We start from the raw sequence: 16,728 nt of genomic DNA on the forward strand, positions 1-16,728 counted from the left end.
ATCGAGTCTAACCCAACTCACCCGGGCTTCGACCCTCGGCCATTCGGCCAGGTTCTCGGCGGCACGTCCGCTTTGTTATGCTGGCGCATTAGCTAACAAAGCTTTTCAAATCGCGCGCCGGTGAAGCTTTCACAGACCGCATAGCAAGCCGCTTTCCATGCTCGAACTCTTCTATTCGAATCGTCACGAGACGCTCGCCGCAGCGCTCTTCGAAGACCTCGACGCGTTTGCGATGCGCGAGGGCGATCCCTTCGCGCGCGAGTCCGTCATCGTGCCGAGCGCGGCGTTGCGGCGCCGGCTCGAACTCGATATGGCGGAGCGCTTCGGCATCTGCGCGAACGTCGACTTCTGTTATCTCGCGCAATGGCTGTGGGCGCAGATCGGGCGCGTGCTGCCGGTGCCCGCGCATTCGCCGTTTTCGCCGGACCGGCTCGCGTGGCGTTGCTATCGGCTCTTCGAAGATCCATCGTTCGGCGATTCGGCGCGGCTATCGACGTATCTGAACGCCGCCGACGATTCCATGCGCTACGAACTCGCGCGGCGCATCGCGACAGTCTTCGATCACTATCTGACGTATCGGCCCGAGTGGCTCACGCATTGGCAGGCGGGCGGCTCGATTCTCACGGGAAGCAATGCCGAAATCGACGCGCGCGGCCCGCGTCTTTCTGGCGCGAACGACATCCAGCGCGAGGACGAGCGCTGGCAACGAGCGCTCTGGCGCGCACTGCTCGAAGACCTGTCCCGCGATGAGAACGGCGACGAGAAAGACCCGACGCCGCCCGCATACCGCTTCCTCGCCGGTTCCCCCGGCTTCGATCTCGATACGGTGATGCGCGCGCAATGGCCGAGCCGCATCAGCGTGTTCGCCTTGCCGACGATGCCGCCGCTGCACATCGCGCTCTTGCGCGAGCTGTCGCGCTGGATCGACGTGCGCGTCTACGCGCAGAATCCTTGCCGCGAGTTCTGGTTCGACATCGTGAGCGAGGCGCGCGTCGAGCAACTCGAATTGAAGGGCGAGGCGGACTATCAGGAAGTCGGTCATCCGCTGCTCGCGGAGTGGGGCCGGCAGACGCAGGCGCAACTGCACATGCTGCACGAATTGACCGAGAGCGCGGCGTCGAGCGAGCGGCAACTGTTCGAGAACAATCCCGCGCCTACGTGGCTCGCGCGTCTGCAAAACGGCATCCTCGCGCTCGATGAAGACAGCGCCGAGCCGCAGCCCGAGGACATCGTCGAGAACGGCATCGAAGTGCATGTTTGTCACAGCCTGTCGCGCCAGCTCGAAGTGCTGCACGACCGCTTGCTCGACTGGTTCGACGATATCGAAGGGCTGGAGCCTTCGGACGTGCTCGTCGCGTTTCCGGATCTCGCAGTCGCCGGGCCGCTCATCGACGGCATCTTCGGCACCGCGCCCGCGGGCGCGAGCAACGAGCGCCGGCGCATTCCGTATCGGATTACCGGCCTGCCGCCGTCGCAGGCGAATCCCGTCGCGCGCGCGCTCATCGACTGGCTCGCGCTCACCGAACGCAGCGTCGGCGCGCCCGAGCTCGTCGAATGGCTGCGCGTGGATGCGATCGCGGCGCGCTACGGCATCGACGCCGCCGCGCTCGAAACGGCGCAGGCGTGGCTCGCGGCGGCAGGCGCGCGGCGCGGCCTGCGTCCCGACGACGTGACGGCGGACGACGTGCCCGCCGCGCGTCACACATTCGCCGATGCGCTCACGCGGCTCTATCTCGGCTATGCGCTGCCGGGCGGCGGCGCGCCGGTCGCGGATTGGCTGCCGATCGAAGGGGCGAACGGGTCGGAGGCCGAATTGCTCGGCCGTCTCACGCGCTTCGTCGACGATATCGACGCGTTCGCCGAACGCATCGCGAGAGCGCGCACCGCGCGCGCCTGGGGCGATCTGCTGCTCGACGCGCTGGAGCGTTTTTTCGATGCGGGCGTCGCGTTCGCCGACGCCGTCGGCGACGTGCGCCGCGCGATCGATTCGCTGATCGCCGCAATGGACGAGGGCGCGGGCGAGACCGAAGTATCGGCCGCCGTGATCCGCACCGCGCTCACCGATACGCTCGACGATCCAGCGCGCGGCGGCGTGCCCTGGGGCGGCGTCACGTTCTCGTCGCTGACGAGCTTGCGCGGGCTGCCGTATCGCGTCGTGTGTCTGCTCGGCATGGACGACGGCATGCTGCCGAGCCTCGCGCGCGCCGACGAGTTCGATCTGATGGCGCGCTTCGGCAAGCTCGGCGACCGTCAGCGCCGCGACGACGAGCGCAATCTGTTTCTCGATCTCACGCTCGCGGCGCGCGACCGGCTGATGATCGCGTACACGGGCCGCAGCATCCGCGACAACGCCGTGCTGCCGCCCGCCGCGCTCATCGACGAACTGCTCGACTATCTCGCGCAGTCCGTCGCGGGCAAGCACGCGGCGCCGGACGAACTCGCGAACGCGCGCGCGCGCTTCGTGTTCGAGCATCCGCTGCAGCCGTATGCGCCCGAGTATTTTCGCGACGATGGCAGGCTCTTCACTTACGAACCCGAGCGCGCCGAACTCGCTCGCGCTTTGGAGTCGGGCAAGTCGCAGCCCGTCGCGCGATTCTTCAGCGCGCCGTTGCCGCCGGAAGACGACGCGCAGACCGTCGCGTTCGACGACTTCGTGCGCTTCTGGCGGCATCCGGCGCGCTCGCTGTTGCGCGACCGCCTGGGTATTGCGCTCGTCGATGCCGAGTCCGAACTCGACGACACCGAGCCGTTCGAGCTCGGCTTCGCGGGCCGCGATGCGCTCGCCGCGCGCGTGCTGCCGGCGCTGCTCGACGCCGCCGACGATGGCGAGCGCGCCGCGCGGGAACTCGCAAGACGCGTCGCGCGCGCGAGTCCCGAAATGCCGGGCGGCGCGACGGGCGGCGTGTGGCAGGCGCGCGAACTGCACGCGCTCGGGCAACTGGCGGAGCGCGTGCGGGCATCGACGTCGGCGGGCGTCGAACGTCTGCCGTTCTCGCTGGACGTGAGGCCACGCTGGCCCGACACCGCGGGCATCGCGCTATTCGGCGCGCACGACGATTCGCTCGTCGACGTCCGTCCGATGGCGCTCGTCGGCACGTTGAACGCGCTGACGCCGCAAGGCCAGGTGATCTATCGCTACGACGCGCCGCGCGCGCGCGATTATCTGTCCGCGTGGCTCGCGCATCTCGCGTACTGCGCGGCGCTGCCCGACGGACCGCGCCGCACGATCTGGCATGGGCGCGGCGCACAATCGGCGGATTTCGAACTGATGCCCGTCGCCGATCCGCTCGCGCATCTCGCCGCGCTCGCGTCGCTCTATCGCGCGGGACGCCGCATGCCGCTGCGCTTCTTTCCGAAGAGCGCGTGGCTCAAGGTGAAGGAGGGCGATTCGAAAGCGCAGGCCGCGTGGGAATCCGAGCGCACGCACGCCGAATCCGACGATCCGGTGTTTCGCATCGCCTTTCGCGGCGCGGACCTCGCACTCGACGACGCCTTCGCCGCGCTCGCGCGCATCGTGTTCGAACCGCTCGTGCAACATCTGCGGAGCGGCGCATGACCAACCTGACTTCATCTCTGGACAACATCGGCGTGCAGGAACTCGACGTCTTCTCTTGCGCGCTCGACGGCGTCAATCAGATCGAGGCTTCCGCCGGCACCGGCAAGACCTGGAACATCTGCGCGCTCTACGTGCGGCTGCTGCTCGAAAAGCGCCTGTCCGTCGAGCAGATTCTCGTCGTCACGTTCACGAAGGCGGCGACCGCCGAGCTGCACGAGCGCATCCGCTCGCGGCTCGCGGGCGTTGCGCATGCGATCGAAAACGGCGATGCGGCGGGCGATCCGTTCATCGAGCAACTGTTCGACACGACGCTCGCCGGCATCGACGCAGACGAAGCCGCGAAGCGCCTGCGCATCGCGGTGTCGACCTTCGATCAGGCCGCGATCCACACGATTCACGCGTTCTGCCAGCGCGCGCTGCAGGAAGCGCCGTTCGCCGCGGCGATGCCGTTCGCGTTCGAGATGGAAGCCGACGACAGCGCGTTGCGCTTCGAACTCGCCGCCGACTTCTGGCGCGAGCGCGTCGAGCCGGTGGCGGCGCGCGTGCCGTCGTTCGCGTCGTGGCTCGTCGCGAAGGGCGCGGGTCCGGCATCGCTCGATGCGCAGCTCGCGCGGCGGCTGAAGAAGCCGCTCGCGGCGCTGCGTTTCGGTGACTTCGGCGCCGCGCAAACCGCCGACATGCAGGCGCTCTTCGACCAAGCCTGCACGTTGTGGCACGCCGAGCGCGACGGCATCGTCAAGCTGCTCTCCGACGCGAAGGATGCGCTGAAAGCGAACAGCTACAGCACGAAGATCGTCGGCGAGGCCATCGAGGCATGGAGCGCCTACTTCGCGGAAGGCGATTGCCACGCGCCGCCGCCCGAGCGGGCGCTCAAGCTCACGGCGACCGCGCTCGCCAAGGGCACCAAGGTCAAGAACACGCCGCCCGCGCACGCCTTTTTCGATCAGGCCGATGCGCTCGCCGCGTCCGCCGCCGCCGCCGAGGCATCGCAGCGCGCGATGTGGCTCGACATCGTGCGTGAATGGCTCGATCACGCGCCTTCGGAACTCGCCGCGCGCAAGCGCGCGCGCCGCGTCGTGTCGTTCGACGATCTGCTGTCGAACCTGCATCACGCGCTCGTGAAGCATGCGTGGCTCGCCGAGGCGTTGCGCGCGCGTTATCCAGCCGCGCTCATCGACGAATTCCAGGACACGGACCCGCTGCAGTTCGCGATCTTCGATCGCGTATTCGCGCCGCACGGGCCGCTCTTTCTCGTCGGCGACCCGAAGCAGGCGATCTACAGCTTCCGCGCCGCCGACCTGCACACGTATCTCGCCGCGCGCGACGGCGCGAGCGCGCGCTACACGCTCGCGGTCAACCAGCGCTCGACGCCGCCGATCATCGAGGCGTGCAACCGTTTGTTCGAGGCGAATCCGGCGGCGTTCATCCTAGATGGGCTCGACTATCAGCCGGTGCGCGCGGGCACGCGTCAGCGTGGACCGTTCGTCGACAACACGCCTGCCGCCGCGTATTCGGACATCGCGGATTTCTGCGTGTGGATGCTGCCGCACGGCGAATCGGTGCTTGTGAAAGCGAATGCGCAGCGCGATGCCGCAGAGGCCTGCGCCGCCGAGATCGCGCGGCTGTTGCGCGGTGCGCAGCGCGGCGAAGTGACCATCGGGAAAGCGCCGCTGTCGGCGGGCGATATCGCCGTGCTCGTGCGGACGCATCGGCAGGGCAGTCTCGTGAAGCGCGTGCTCGCGGCATGGGGCATCGGCAGCGTGGAGCTCGCGCAGGCGTCCGTGTTCGGCTCGCTCGATGCCGAGCAGATCGAGCGCGTGCTCGCCGCCATCGACACGCCGGGCGATCTGCGCCGCCTGCGCGCCGCGCTCGCTACCGACTGGTTCGGGCTCGACGCCGCCGCGCTCTGGCGGCTCGAACACGCGGACGCCGCCGATCCGCACGGCGAGCCGATCGATTCGACGAGCTGGGTCGAGCGCTTCTCGCGCTATCGCACGATCTGGCACGAGCGCGGCTTTGCGGTGATGTGGCGCACGCTCGCGCGCGAGCTGTCGATCGCGACGCGTCTCGTCGCACGGCCCGACGGCGAGCGCCGGCTCACGAACGTCAATCATCTGGCGGAGCTGCTGCAGGCGCGCTCGGCCGAACAGCCCGGCATCGCGCCGACGCTGCGCTGGCTCGCGGCGCAACGCGAGCAGCAGGGCGGCGGCGAGGAAGCGCAACTGCGTCTCGAATCGGACCGCAATCTCGTGCAGATCGTGACCGTGCACAAGTCGAAAGGGCTTGAGTATGCGGTCGTGTTCTGTCCGTTCCTGAACGACGGCGCGTCGCGCGAGGCGTCGAAATCCGGTTTGCCCGATGCGCGCGAGTATCACGACGACGCGGGCGTGGCGGTGCTGCATTACGGCATGGAAGGCGACGAAGACGATCTCGCGAGTGCGGCCATTGCGCGCGAGCAGGCGGCCGAGAGCGCGCGTCTCGTGTATGTCGCGCTGACGCGCGCGGTGTTCCGCTGCTATGTCGTCGCGGGTTCTTATCTGTCGAGCCGGTCGACGAAGGAGTCGCGCCGAAGCGTCCTCAACTGGCTCGTCGCGGGTGGCGGAAAAGACTTCGATGCGTTCTGCGATGCGCCGCCCGAGGAAGCGGAAATCGTCGCGGCGTGGCATGCGGTTGCGGCGCGGTCGCAAGGCGCGATCGGCGTCGCGCCGCTGCCGGTGATCGACACGCGCGAGCCGCTCGAAGCCGACGCGTCCCACGAACACGACATCGCCGCGCGCACGAACCGGCGCATCCTGCGCGATCGCTGGCGTATGGCGAGCTTCAGTTCGCTGATCGCGGCGGGCGCGCGCGACGAGGCGAATCAGGCGCAGCCGGTGGAAGCGCGTCCGGATCACGACGAACTCGCCGCGCTCGATGACACCGCGCGCACGGACGCCGCTTCAAGTGACGAATCGCCGCTCGATCCCGACGACATTCTCGCGTTTCCGCGCGGCGCGGCGGCGGGCGAGTGCCTGCATCGCATGTTCGAGCTGGCGGATTTCACCGATGAGTCGAGCTGGCCGGCCGCCGTCGAGCGCGCGCTGCACGAGCATCCGACGCCCGCGCCGGAAGCGCTCGCGCCGCGTCTGCGTCCGATGATGCTGCGTCTCATCGGCGACACCGTGAGGAGCGAAATCGCGCCCGGCATGCGGCTCGCGACCATCCCGACGACGCGCCGCATGAACGAACTGGAGTTCCTGTTCCCGGCGGATTCGCTCGATTTCAGCGCGTTGCGGCGTCTGCTCGCGGCGCACGGTTTTCCCGACGTCGCGCTGGAGGCGGGCGCGTTGCGCGGATTCATCAAGGGTTTCATCGACATGATCGTCGAGCACGAAGGCCGTTTCTGGATCATCGACTGGAAGTCGAATCACCTGGGCGATGCCGCTTCCGACTACGCCGCCGCGCCGCTCGCCACGGCAATGGCGGAGCACGCGTATCACCTTCAGGCGCTCATTTACGTGGTCGCGCTGCATCGATATTTGCGCGCGCGGCTCGCGGGCTATGCGTACGACACGCATGTCGGCGGCTATCTGTATCTGTTCGTGCGCGGCGTGCGCCCGGACTGGCGCGACGGTGAAGAAGCGTGCGGCGTGCATCGCGGACGGCCGTCGCTGGAACTGGTCGAGGCGCTCGATCGTTTGATGTCGGGAGGCGCGGCATGAGCACGCTCGATGCAGTGCAGGCGACGCGCCCCGTGCCCGCGCCCGCCGATGAAAGCGCGGCGCTCGCCGAAGGTTTCGCGCGGCGCATGAGCGCGCTCGCGGCGCGCCTGAACGCAGACGAACGCAGCGTGCTGTGGGCCGAACGCGCCGCGCTCGCGATGAGCCGCGCGACCGCGCAAGGCCACGTGTGCCTGCCGCTCGCCGCGCTCGCGCGCCGTCACGACGCGCGTTTCGACGAGGCGCGCGACGCGCTGCTTGCAAGCGGTGTCGCGTGCCTCGTGCGCGGCGGCGCGCGCGCGGACGCGGCCGACCTGCTGCCGCTCGTCATCGACGAGGACGGGCGGCTTTATCTCGCGCGCTACTTCGACTACGAGCGCAGGCTCGCGTGCTTGCTCGTCGAACGTTCGCGCGATGCGCGCATGACCGCTTCGCGAGAGGACATCGCGCGACAGGCCGAACGCATCGCGCGCTATTTCGGCCCGCGCGCGGATGACGACATCGACTGGCAGCGGGTCGCGGCGTTCGTCGCGCTGGCGGGACGGCTGACGATCGTGAGCGGCGGGCCGGGCACCGGCAAGACGACGACCGTCGTCGGCGTGCTCGCGTGTCTGCTCGACGCCGATCCGGACTTGCGCATCGCGCTCGCCGCGCCGACCGGCAAGGCGGCGCAGCGCATGCAGGAGGCGCTCATCGAGCGCGCGGACAAGCTGCCGCCCGAACTCGCCGAACGCCTGCCGCGCACGTCGTTCACGTTGCAGCGATTGCTCGGCGTGCAGTCGGACGGGCGCTTCCGGCATCATCGCGACAATCCGTTGCCGTATGACGTGATCGTCGTCGACGAAGCCTCGATGATCGACGTCGCGCTCGCCGCCCATCTGCTCGAAGCCGTCGCGCCGGCGAGCCGTCTCGTGATGCTCGGCGACAAGGATCAACTGTCGGCGGTGGAAGCGGGCGCGGTGTTCGCGGAACTGAGCGCGGAGCCGTCGTTCAGCCATGCGGGCGTGGCGCGCATCGCGGCGGCGCTTTCGGTCGATGCGAAGCGCCTCGAAGCCGCATTGCCGACCGCCGCGCCCATCGACGATTCCGAGGGCTACGGCGATCTCTTCGACGCGAAGGCCGAGCCCGCGCTCACCGATTGCGTCGTGTGGCTGCAGAAGAACTATCGCTTCGGGCTCGATTCGGACATCGGGCGTCTGTCGATCGCAATCCGCAATGGCGACGAACGGGCCGCGCTCGATGCGCTCGATCCATCGGGCGAGCGCGCGGCCGTGCTCTTCGACGATGGCGACGCGACGCTGTCCGAGCGCACCCTCGCGCGTCTCGCGAAAGGCTTCGCGCCGTACGCGGACGCGCTCTCGGCCGTGCTCGATGGCGAGCAAGCGGATCACGCCCGACTCTTCGATGCGCTGAATCGCTTCCGCGTGCTGTGCGCGACGCGCAAGGGGCCGCGCGGCGTCGACGAAGTGAACGCGCGCATCGCGGCGAAAGTGCGCGAGCAAGCGGGCATTGCGCTTGCACTCGGTGCACAGTGGTTCGCCGGACGGCCGGTGATCGTCACGCGCAACGACTACGCGCTCGGGCTTTTCAACGGCGATATCGGCATCGCGCTGCCTGGCGCCGACGGCCTGTTGCGCGTCGCGTTCCGCCTGGCCGATGGCGCGCTGCGCTACGTGTCGCCCGCTGCGCTGCCGCCGCACGACACCGCGTTCGCGCTCACCGTGCACAAGTCGCAAGGCTCGGAGTTCGAGCACGCGGCGCTCGTGTTGCCCGGCGCGTTCGTGCGCGTGTTGTCGCGCGAGCTGGTGTACACGGCGATCACGCGGGCGAAGCGCAGAGTCGAAGTGATCGGCTCGGCGGCGATCTTCGCGCAAGCCGTCCGGGAGCCGACGCGCCGCGACTCCGGGCTGGCCGCGAGAATGCGGCGCCTATCAAGGGAATTCGACCGATGACCATCACCGACAGCCTCGCCGTCCCGCCCAACGAAATCGAGCTGACGGCCGTGCGCGCGCAAGGCGCGGGCGGTCAGAACGTCAACAAGGTGTCGAGCGCGATCCATCTGCGCTTCGACATCCGCGGGTCTTCGTTGCCGGAGCACATCAAGGCGCGTCTGCTCGCGCTTTCCGACAGCCGCGTCACGCGCGAGGGCGTGATCGTCATCAAGGCGCAGGAGCATCGCACGCAGGACATGAATCGCGCGGCGGCGCTCGCGCGTCTCGACGAACTCATCCGCAGCGTGTCAATCACGCGCCGCAAGCGAATCGCGACGAAGCCGACGCGCGCATCGCAGTTGCGGCGCGTCGAAGGCAAGGTGAAACGCGGCGCGATCAAGGCGGGACGCGGGCCGGTGCGTGGCGAATGACTCAGCTTTGCCACTTCGGCGGCATGTCGACGCGCGGCCCGAAGAACCACGACTTGAGCACGTCGCGTCCGATCACGCGGCCCAGTTCGGCGAACGCACAGTAGTTGCCGATCATCAGCACGAGAAGGATCTGGACGGCCCAGAACTGCGGCCAGTTGATATGCGCGATGAGCGCCTGATTCGCGGCAGCAAGGCCGTGGGTCTCCTTCCAGAAGTCCAGCAGCCGCTCGAGATAGTGCAGGATGCCAGCGATGGCCGTGTAGATCAGCGTTTTCCAGGCGGCGTTCCAGACCAGCGGACGGTCCGGATAGCGGTTGATGAACGGCAGCATGTTGGCGATCAGCACGGACTTGCCGAGAATCAGCGAAGCGACGAGCACCGACATCGACGAGGTCAGCGAAATGCCGGTGCCCATTACCATCAACGCGCGCACGATGGCGACGGCATGCAGGAGGATGAAAAAGAAAACGGTCGGCGGGACCATTTTCATCATTTCATGTTTGAGCTTGGCGAACAGATCGTGCATGACGGCTCCCGGCAAAAGCGCGAAGGATGACGCGGCGCCGCACGGCGTGCAACGGCATCCAAACAATTTCACCCTTGCGGACGATGCCGCCCGCACACCGCCGCTTTTCCCGAAAGCAGTATAGTCAGCGCGCGAATTTTCGCCGTCCGACGAACGGCACGCGTTTCACGACGCCCGTCGCGAGCGCGGTGCCCGCGAGCACGATCGCGCAGCCCGCCATCATGACGAGCGAGACGTGCTCGCCGAGAAAGAGCGCGCCCCACAGAATGCCGAACAGCGGAATCACGAACGTGACGGTCATCGCGCGCGCCGGGCCCGCGACCGCGACCAGATGGAAGTAGATGAAATACGCGATCCCCGTGCAGCCGATGCCGAGCGCGAGCACCGCGCCCCATGCGTGCGCGGAAACCGGCGCGGCGGGCCACGTAAAGAGCGCGATCGGTGCGAGCGTGAGCGTTGCGCCGATCATGCTGCCGGCCGCGTTGGTCATCGCGGCGACGTCCATCAGATACTTTTTCGCGAAGTTGCCCGCGACGCCGTAAAGCGCCGACGCCGCCAGCGCCGCCGCCGCCGCGAGCATGCCTTGCACCGGCAGCGCGGCGGCTTGCCCGGCGTGCTCCGGCGCGATCTGGTTCCACACCAGCACGAGCACGCCCGCGAAGCCGATCGCCATGCCGATCGTGCGCGCGGCCGTCAGGCGATCCTTGAGCCACAGGAAAGCGACGAGCGCGCCGAACAGCGGCGTCGTCGCGTTGATGACGGACGTGGCCCCGGCCGAAAGCGTCAATTCGGCATACGCGAAGAGACAAAACGGCGCGGCCGAGTTGAGAATGCCGACGGCGAGCAACTGAAGCCAGCGTTTCTTCAGCGTCGCGGCGGTTTGGGCGAGCGGCCGCCGTGAAAGCAGCATCGCGATCAGGAACACGGCGCCGATGCCCACGCGCACGGCCATCAGCGGCGCGACGCCGAACTCGGCGACGCCCACGCGGATGAAGAGAAACGACGCGCCCCACAGGGCGGCGAGGACGATCAGTTGCAGCAGATTGGCGGGTGACATGGCGGGCGGACTTCGCAAGGCTCATCGAAAGTCCGCGCATGTTAGCACCGCGTTCGTCTCAGAAATGGTCCGCCGGACGAAAGCGCAAGAAGCGGGAGAAACAGGGGAAGCGCGAAAGCTCAATGCGGCGGGATCATCCACGTCAGCACGTTTTGCTGCAGCCACACGAGCACGCCGAGCAGGATCGTCAGCAAGATCGAATGCTTGAACGTGCGCGCGAACACGAGGCCTTCCTTGCCTTTGAGCTCGGTGGTCGCGACGCCGGTCGAGATGTTTTGCGGCGAGATCATCTTGCCCATCACGCCGCCCGACGAATTGGTCGCCGCCATCAGCACCGGATTGAGGTTGAGCTGGTTCGCCGCGACGACCTGCAGATTGCCGAAGAGCGCGTTGCCCGACGTGTCGCTGCCGGAGAGGAACACCGCGACCCACCCGAGGAACGCGGACACGAGCGGGAAGAACGGCCCGACCGACGCCACGCCCAGACCGAGCGTGTAGTTCATGCCCGAGTAGTTCATCAGATACGCGAGGCCGACGATCGTCGCGACCGTCAGAATGGCGATGCGCGTCTGCACCCACGTATCGCCGATCGCCGCGACGTATTCGCGCGCGGGCAGCTTCACCATCAACGCGGTGATGATCGACGCGACCAGGATCGCCGTGCCCGTCGCGAGTGGCTGGAAGTCCCAGATCGCGCCGTAAGGCTGCTTGTAGAGCGTGATGTAGACCGCCTTGTCGAGGCCCGGCCACGCGATTTTCACGTCGCCGATCATGAAGATCTTGAGCACCGTCCACACGATCACGACCACCGAGACCACGATCCACGGCACCCAGCCCTGGCCGCCCGGAATCGCCGAACGCGTCGCGCCGGCGCGCTCGACGTTCACCGCGAAGCGCTCGTCCGCGACCGGCTTCCACACGCGCAGGAACGCGATCGTCACGATCAGCGAGACGAGCGACGAAAGCACGTCGGTGAGCGCATAGCTGATGTAGTTCGACGTCACGAACTGCGTCAATGCGAACATGCCGCCCGAGACGAGCAGCACGGGCCAGATACGCATCATGTTGCGAAAGCCCGCGTAGATACCGATCACATAGAAGGGCAGAAAGAGCGCGAAGAACGGCAACTGGCGACCGACCATTTTGGCGAGCGCATCGGTGGGCAGGTGCGTCACTGCGCCGAGCACGGTGATCGGCACGCCGAGCGCGCCGAACGCGACCGGCGCCGTGTTGAAGATCAACGTGAAGGTCAGCGCTTCGAGCGTCGGGAAGCCGAGCAGGATCAAGAGCGAACTCGTGATTGCGATCGGCGTGCCGAAGCCCGAAATCCCTTCGAGCAGCGCGCCGAACGAGAAGCCGATCACGACGAGCACGATGCGCCGGTCGTTCGGCAGGTTATCGACCATCCACATGCGAAACGCTTCGAAGCGCCCCGAGCGCTGCGCGACGTTGTAGAGCAGGATCGCGGCGAAGACGATCCACATGACCGGCCACAGCGCGAACACGGCGCCGGCCGCGACCGAATCGAGCGCGAGCCCGACCGGAAAATGCCAGCCCGCGATGGCGATGACGAGCGCAAGGACCAGCCCCGCGAGCGACGCCTGCCACGCGGGACGGCGCGCCCAGCCGAGCAGCACGAGCACGAGGATGATCGGCAGCGCGGCGACGATGAAGGATGCGAACAGGGAATTGGCGATCGGGATGAGTAGCTGGTGGAACATCGGGTCTCCTTCGTTCTGTCATGAACCGAAGCGGCGCCAACGCGAAGCCGCGATGCGCGTGGAGTTCGATGTCCGGTCGCCGGCTTAAGCAACCGCATAACGCGCACACTAAGAATAGGGCGCGAAGAACATGCGTCAAGGCGTGAATGCCCGTCCATTCCGGCCACGGCGTGGCGCGCAGAGGTGAATGGACGTGAAGGGACGCGCCGCTTGCGGGCGCGTCATCGATGCGGACGGAGAAGCACGGACGAGCGCGATCAGCCCTCGGCGACGGCGCTCGGCGCGCTCTCGTCGCGACCGGCCGATGGCGTCTGGCGGAAGACCCACACGGTCAGAAGGCCGAGCGAGGCGAAAATCCACAGCAGGAAAAACACGAAGGCCATCATGTCCGATCCCCCGATACGGAAAAGTGCGCGGAACAACGGTTATCGCCGTTGCGACTCGATGCAGGGAAGCTATGTAGCCAAAACCGTGCCAATCATCTGGCGAATAGTGGCGAAGCCTTGTCGGATAAGGAAAGTGCGCCGGCGCACGATGAAGCGCGTCGTGCGCGCGAGCCCGTGTCGAAAGGAAAATGTTGCAGCAGTGTTACGCGGCAAGGCGACAAACGGCTTTTTGTCTCACCTGGCGTATCGCGGCGCGGCGATCAGTGTCCGCGGCCGCCGCCTCCGCCGCCATGCCAACTGCCGCCGCCGCCGTGCCAGCCTCCGCCCCCATGCCACCCGCCGCCGCCGTGCCATCCGCCACCGTGGTAGCCGCCGCGATAGCCATGTCCCCAGCAGCATCCGCTGCCGCCCCAGTAGCCGAAGCTGAACGAAACCGCCGGATAACCGTAGCCGTAGCCGTAGTACGCCGGATAGCCGTAGTACGGGTAAGCCGCATACGGCGGGTAATACGGATAGGGATACGTCCGGTAGTAGTCGGAGTACGACGAGCCGACGGCGTATTCGTACTGTGGCGGCAAGGTCGCGGATGACGTCGGCGTGGCCGCCGTGCCGGACGCGGGCAACGCAAATTCCCGCTGCGTGTAGGTCGCGCCGACGACAGGCGCGGGCGGATAAGCTGGATAAGCCGGATAACCGTAAGGGTAATAACATCCGCCGAGAAGAAGCCCGGCGGCGAGCGCTGCGGCGGTCGTCCTGGGTCCGGACATGCTGCGGGCGGAAATCATGGCACTGCTCCTTGCGTTACGGCTTGCGGGACGTGGGATCGAATGAAATTGGCCCCTTAAGAAGCAGCTTAGTCGAACGACAACCGGGAGGCGCGCCGCGTGATGTGAAAAAGCATTGCGGCGCGCCTTTATGTAACAGAAATGAAACAGCGGGTCGTTGATGGCGGCGAAACGCGTCCGTTGCGTCGTTCAGACGATGTTCGCGCTACTTCCCGACCTGATTGCCGATAATCCCGCCGACCGCCGCGCCGCCGAGCGTCGAAAGCGCGCTGCCGCCGATCACCGCGCCGCCCGCCGCACCGACGCCGGCGCCGATAGCCGTATCCCGTTGACGCGTGGTCATGTCGCCGCAAGCGGTCAGTCCTCCCAGAAACCCAACGATCATTGCAGCGGCGCCGATCTGTTTGATGATTTTCATGTCGACTCTCCAATTCGAAGATGAGATGAATCGGCTGCGGCTCGGCCGCATTTGCGCCGGTTCACGCACTCAACCAGCAGAAAAGATGCCCGAATCGTCGGATGAACCGCTCATTCAGGCCCGACAAGGCTTTGCGCCCGGCGCACACATAAAAAACGGCCTGCCGCACGCGCTGTGCGACAGGCCGTTGTCAGCGAGTCAGAAGCTTCAGGTCGGCTGATAGATTTCCGCGCCCTTTTTCACGAACTCGATCGCCTTCGTCTCCATGCCCTTGGCGAGCGCCTCGCTTTCGCTGACACCTTGCTTCGCCGCGAAATCGCGCACGTCCTGCGTGATCTTCATCGAGCAGAAGTGCGGGCCGCACATCGAGCAGAAATGCGCGACCTTCGCGGAATCCTTCGGCAGCGTTTCGTCGTGGAATTCGCGCGCCTTGTCCGGATCGAGACCGAGATTGAACTGGTCTTCCCAGCGGAATTCGAAGCGTGCCTTCGACAGCGCGTTGTCCCGCACCTGCGCGCCCGGATGACCCTTCGCGAGATCGGCCGCGTGCGCCGCGAGCTTGTACGTGATGATGCCTTCCTTCACGTCGTCCTTGTTCGGCAGCCCCAGGTGTTCCTTGGGCGTGACGTAGCAGAGCATCGCGGTGCCGAACCAGCCGATCATCGCAGCGCCGATGCCCGACGTGATGTGGTCGTAACCCGGCGCGATGTCGGTCGTCAGCGGCCCGAGCGTGTAGAAGGGCGCTTCGTCGCACCATTCCAGTTGCAGGTCCATGTTTTCCTTGATGAGCTGCATCGGAACGTGGCCGGGGCCTTCGATCATCACCTGCACGTCGTGCTTCCACGCGATCTGCGTCAGTTCGCCGAGCGTCTTCAGTTCGCCGAGCTGGGCTTCGTCATTGGCGTCGTAGATCGAGCCGGGGCGCAGGCCGTCGCCGAGGGAGAACGAGACATCGTATTGCTTCATGATTTCGCAGATGTCTTCGAAGTGCTCGTAAATGAAGCTTTCCTTGTGATGCGCGAGGCACCACTTCGCCATGATCGAGCCGCCGCGCGACACGATGCCCGTCATGCGGTTCGCGGTCAGCGGCACGTATTGCAGGCGCACGCCGGCGTGAATCGTGAAGTAATCGACGCCTTGCTCCGCCTGCTCGATGAGCGTGTCGCGGAAGATTTCCCACGTCAGGTCTTCGGCCTTGCCGTTCACCTTTTCGAGCGCCTGATAGATCGGCACCGTGCCGATCGGCACCGGCGAATTGCGGATGATCCACTCGCGCGTTTCGTGGATGTGCTTGCCGGTCGACAGATCCATGACCGTGTCGCCGCCCCAGCGAATCGCCCACGTCATCTTGTCGACTTCCTCGCCGATCGACGACGTGACCGCCGAATTGCCGATGTTCGCGTTGATCTTCACGAGGAAGTTGCGGCCGATAATCATCGGCTCGCTTTCCGGGTGATTGATGTTCGCGGGGATGATCGCGCGGCCGCGCGCCACTTCCTCGCGCACGAATTCAGGCGTGATTTCCTTCGCCGCGTCCTTGCCGAACGCCGCCGCGCCGAAGGCTTGTCCGGCGTGCTGGCGGCCCATCATCTTCGCGAGCTTTTCGCCGTTGGGGCCGCTCGTGCGCAGGCTTTCGAGATACTCCGCGCGACGCTGGTTCTCGCGAATCGCGATGTACTCCATCTCCGGCGTGATGATGCCCTGGCGCGCGTAGTGCATCTGCGAGACGTTCTTGCCGGCGAGCGCGCGGCGCGGATGACGGTGCAAACCCGGAAAGCGCAGTTCGGCCGTTTTGGGATCGGCGGCGCGCTCGCGGCCGAACTCGCTCGACAGGCCGCTCAGTTCCTCGGTGTCGCCGCGCTTTTCGATCCACGCGCCGCGCAGCGCGGGCAGACCGCTGCGAATGTCGATCTGCGCGTCGGGGTCGGTGTACGGGCCTGACGTGTCGTACACGTAGACGGGCGGATTCTTCTCGCCGCCGAAGCCGTCGGGCGTGTCGGATTGCGTGATCTCGCGCATCGGCACGCGGATGTCGGGCGTCGAACCTTCGACATAGACCTTGCGCGAGTTCGGCAGCGGCGCGATGGCGGCGGCATCGACGACGGCGTTTTCCGAGAGGAACTTCGGGTTGGCATTCATGTGCTTGATCTCCTAAGGGACGATTTTTTTCAGCACGAGCGATGTCGTAGCTCGTGGTGACTCAGGAGCTAAACAGGGAG

11 protein-coding genes are annotated in these 16,728 nt (G+C 66.7%); 4 read left to right on the forward strand and 7 right to left on the reverse strand.

Features of this window, described 5'->3' with window-relative positions; all coding sequences use genetic code 11:
• Nucleotides 1-157: 157 nt before the first annotated feature.
• From recC to arfB, 4 genes are read left to right on the forward strand one after another with little or no spacing between them, the layout of a single operon-like run.
• On the forward strand, nt 158-3,556 hold the full coding sequence (gene recC / locus QCE58_RS05855) for an exodeoxyribonuclease V subunit gamma (protein ID WP_250521020.1): 3,399 nt from the start codon (nt 158-160) through the stop codon (nt 3,554-3,556).
• Nucleotides 3,553-7,257, forward strand: coding sequence for an exodeoxyribonuclease V subunit beta (gene recB / locus QCE58_RS05860; RefSeq protein WP_250521021.1), 3,705 nt, complete (start codon nt 3,553-3,555; stop codon nt 7,255-7,257). Before recC ends, recB begins: the two co-directional genes overlap by 4 nt.
• Nucleotides 7,254-9,206 carry an exodeoxyribonuclease V subunit alpha gene (recD, locus tag QCE58_RS05865; protein WP_250521022.1) on the forward strand — a complete coding sequence of 651 codons (1,953 nt, stop codon included), beginning with the start codon at nt 7,254-7,256 and terminating at the stop codon, nt 9,204-9,206. Before recB ends, recD begins: the two co-directional genes overlap by 4 nt.
• Nucleotides 9,203-9,616 (forward strand): alternative ribosome rescue aminoacyl-tRNA hydrolase ArfB, encoded by a 414-nt coding sequence (arfB, locus tag QCE58_RS05870; RefSeq protein ID WP_034474228.1) that lies wholly within the window; start codon nt 9,203-9,205, stop codon nt 9,614-9,616. The genes recD and arfB overlap by 4 nt, the downstream gene beginning before the upstream one ends.
• A gap of 1 nt (nt 9,617) precedes the next feature.
• Here the strand turns inward: arfB and QCE58_RS05875 are convergent, their stop codons facing one another.
• The 7 genes from QCE58_RS05875 to thiC all read right to left on the reverse strand — a co-directional run bounded on the left by QCE58_RS05875 (nt 9,618) and on the right by thiC (nt 16,648).
• Nucleotides 9,618-10,142 (reverse strand): hypothetical protein, encoded by a 525-nt coding sequence (locus QCE58_RS05875; RefSeq protein ID WP_008350584.1) that lies wholly within the window; start codon nt 10,140-10,142, stop codon nt 9,618-9,620.
• A gap of 124 nt (nt 10,143-10,266) precedes the next feature.
• Nucleotides 10,267-11,199 carry a DMT family transporter gene (locus tag QCE58_RS05880; RefSeq protein WP_250521023.1) on the reverse strand — a complete coding sequence of 311 codons (933 nt, stop codon included), beginning with the start codon at nt 11,197-11,199 and terminating at the stop codon, nt 10,267-10,269.
• A gap of 119 nt (nt 11,200-11,318) precedes the next feature.
• Nucleotides 11,319-12,920 (reverse strand): L-lactate permease, encoded by a 1,602-nt coding sequence (locus QCE58_RS05885; RefSeq protein WP_250521024.1) that lies wholly within the window; start codon nt 12,918-12,920, stop codon nt 11,319-11,321.
• A gap of 257 nt (nt 12,921-13,177) precedes the next feature.
• Nucleotides 13,178-13,306, reverse strand: coding sequence for a hypothetical protein (locus QCE58_RS05890; RefSeq protein ID WP_268811669.1), 129 nt, complete (start codon nt 13,304-13,306; stop codon nt 13,178-13,180).
• A 260-nt stretch (nt 13,307-13,566) separates the two neighbouring features.
• Nucleotides 13,567-14,091 carry a hypothetical protein gene (locus QCE58_RS05895; RefSeq protein WP_250521025.1) on the reverse strand — a complete coding sequence of 175 codons (525 nt, stop codon included), beginning with the start codon at nt 14,089-14,091 and terminating at the stop codon, nt 13,567-13,569.
• Between the two features lie 205 nt (nt 14,092-14,296).
• Nucleotides 14,297-14,476 carry a glycine zipper 2TM domain-containing protein gene (locus QCE58_RS05900; RefSeq protein WP_372492622.1) on the reverse strand — a complete coding sequence of 60 codons (180 nt, stop codon included), beginning with the start codon at nt 14,474-14,476 and terminating at the stop codon, nt 14,297-14,299.
• Between the two features lie 240 nt (nt 14,477-14,716).
• On the reverse strand, nt 14,717-16,648 hold the full coding sequence (gene thiC / locus QCE58_RS05905; protein WP_175979900.1) for a phosphomethylpyrimidine synthase ThiC: 1,932 nt from the start codon (nt 16,646-16,648) through the stop codon (nt 14,717-14,719).
• Between the last annotated feature and the right edge of the window lie 80 nt (nt 16,649-16,728).

The organism is Caballeronia sp. LZ028 (assembly GCF_031451415.1).
Taxonomy (GTDB): Bacteria; Pseudomonadota; Gammaproteobacteria; order Burkholderiales; family Burkholderiaceae; genus Caballeronia; species Caballeronia zhejiangensis.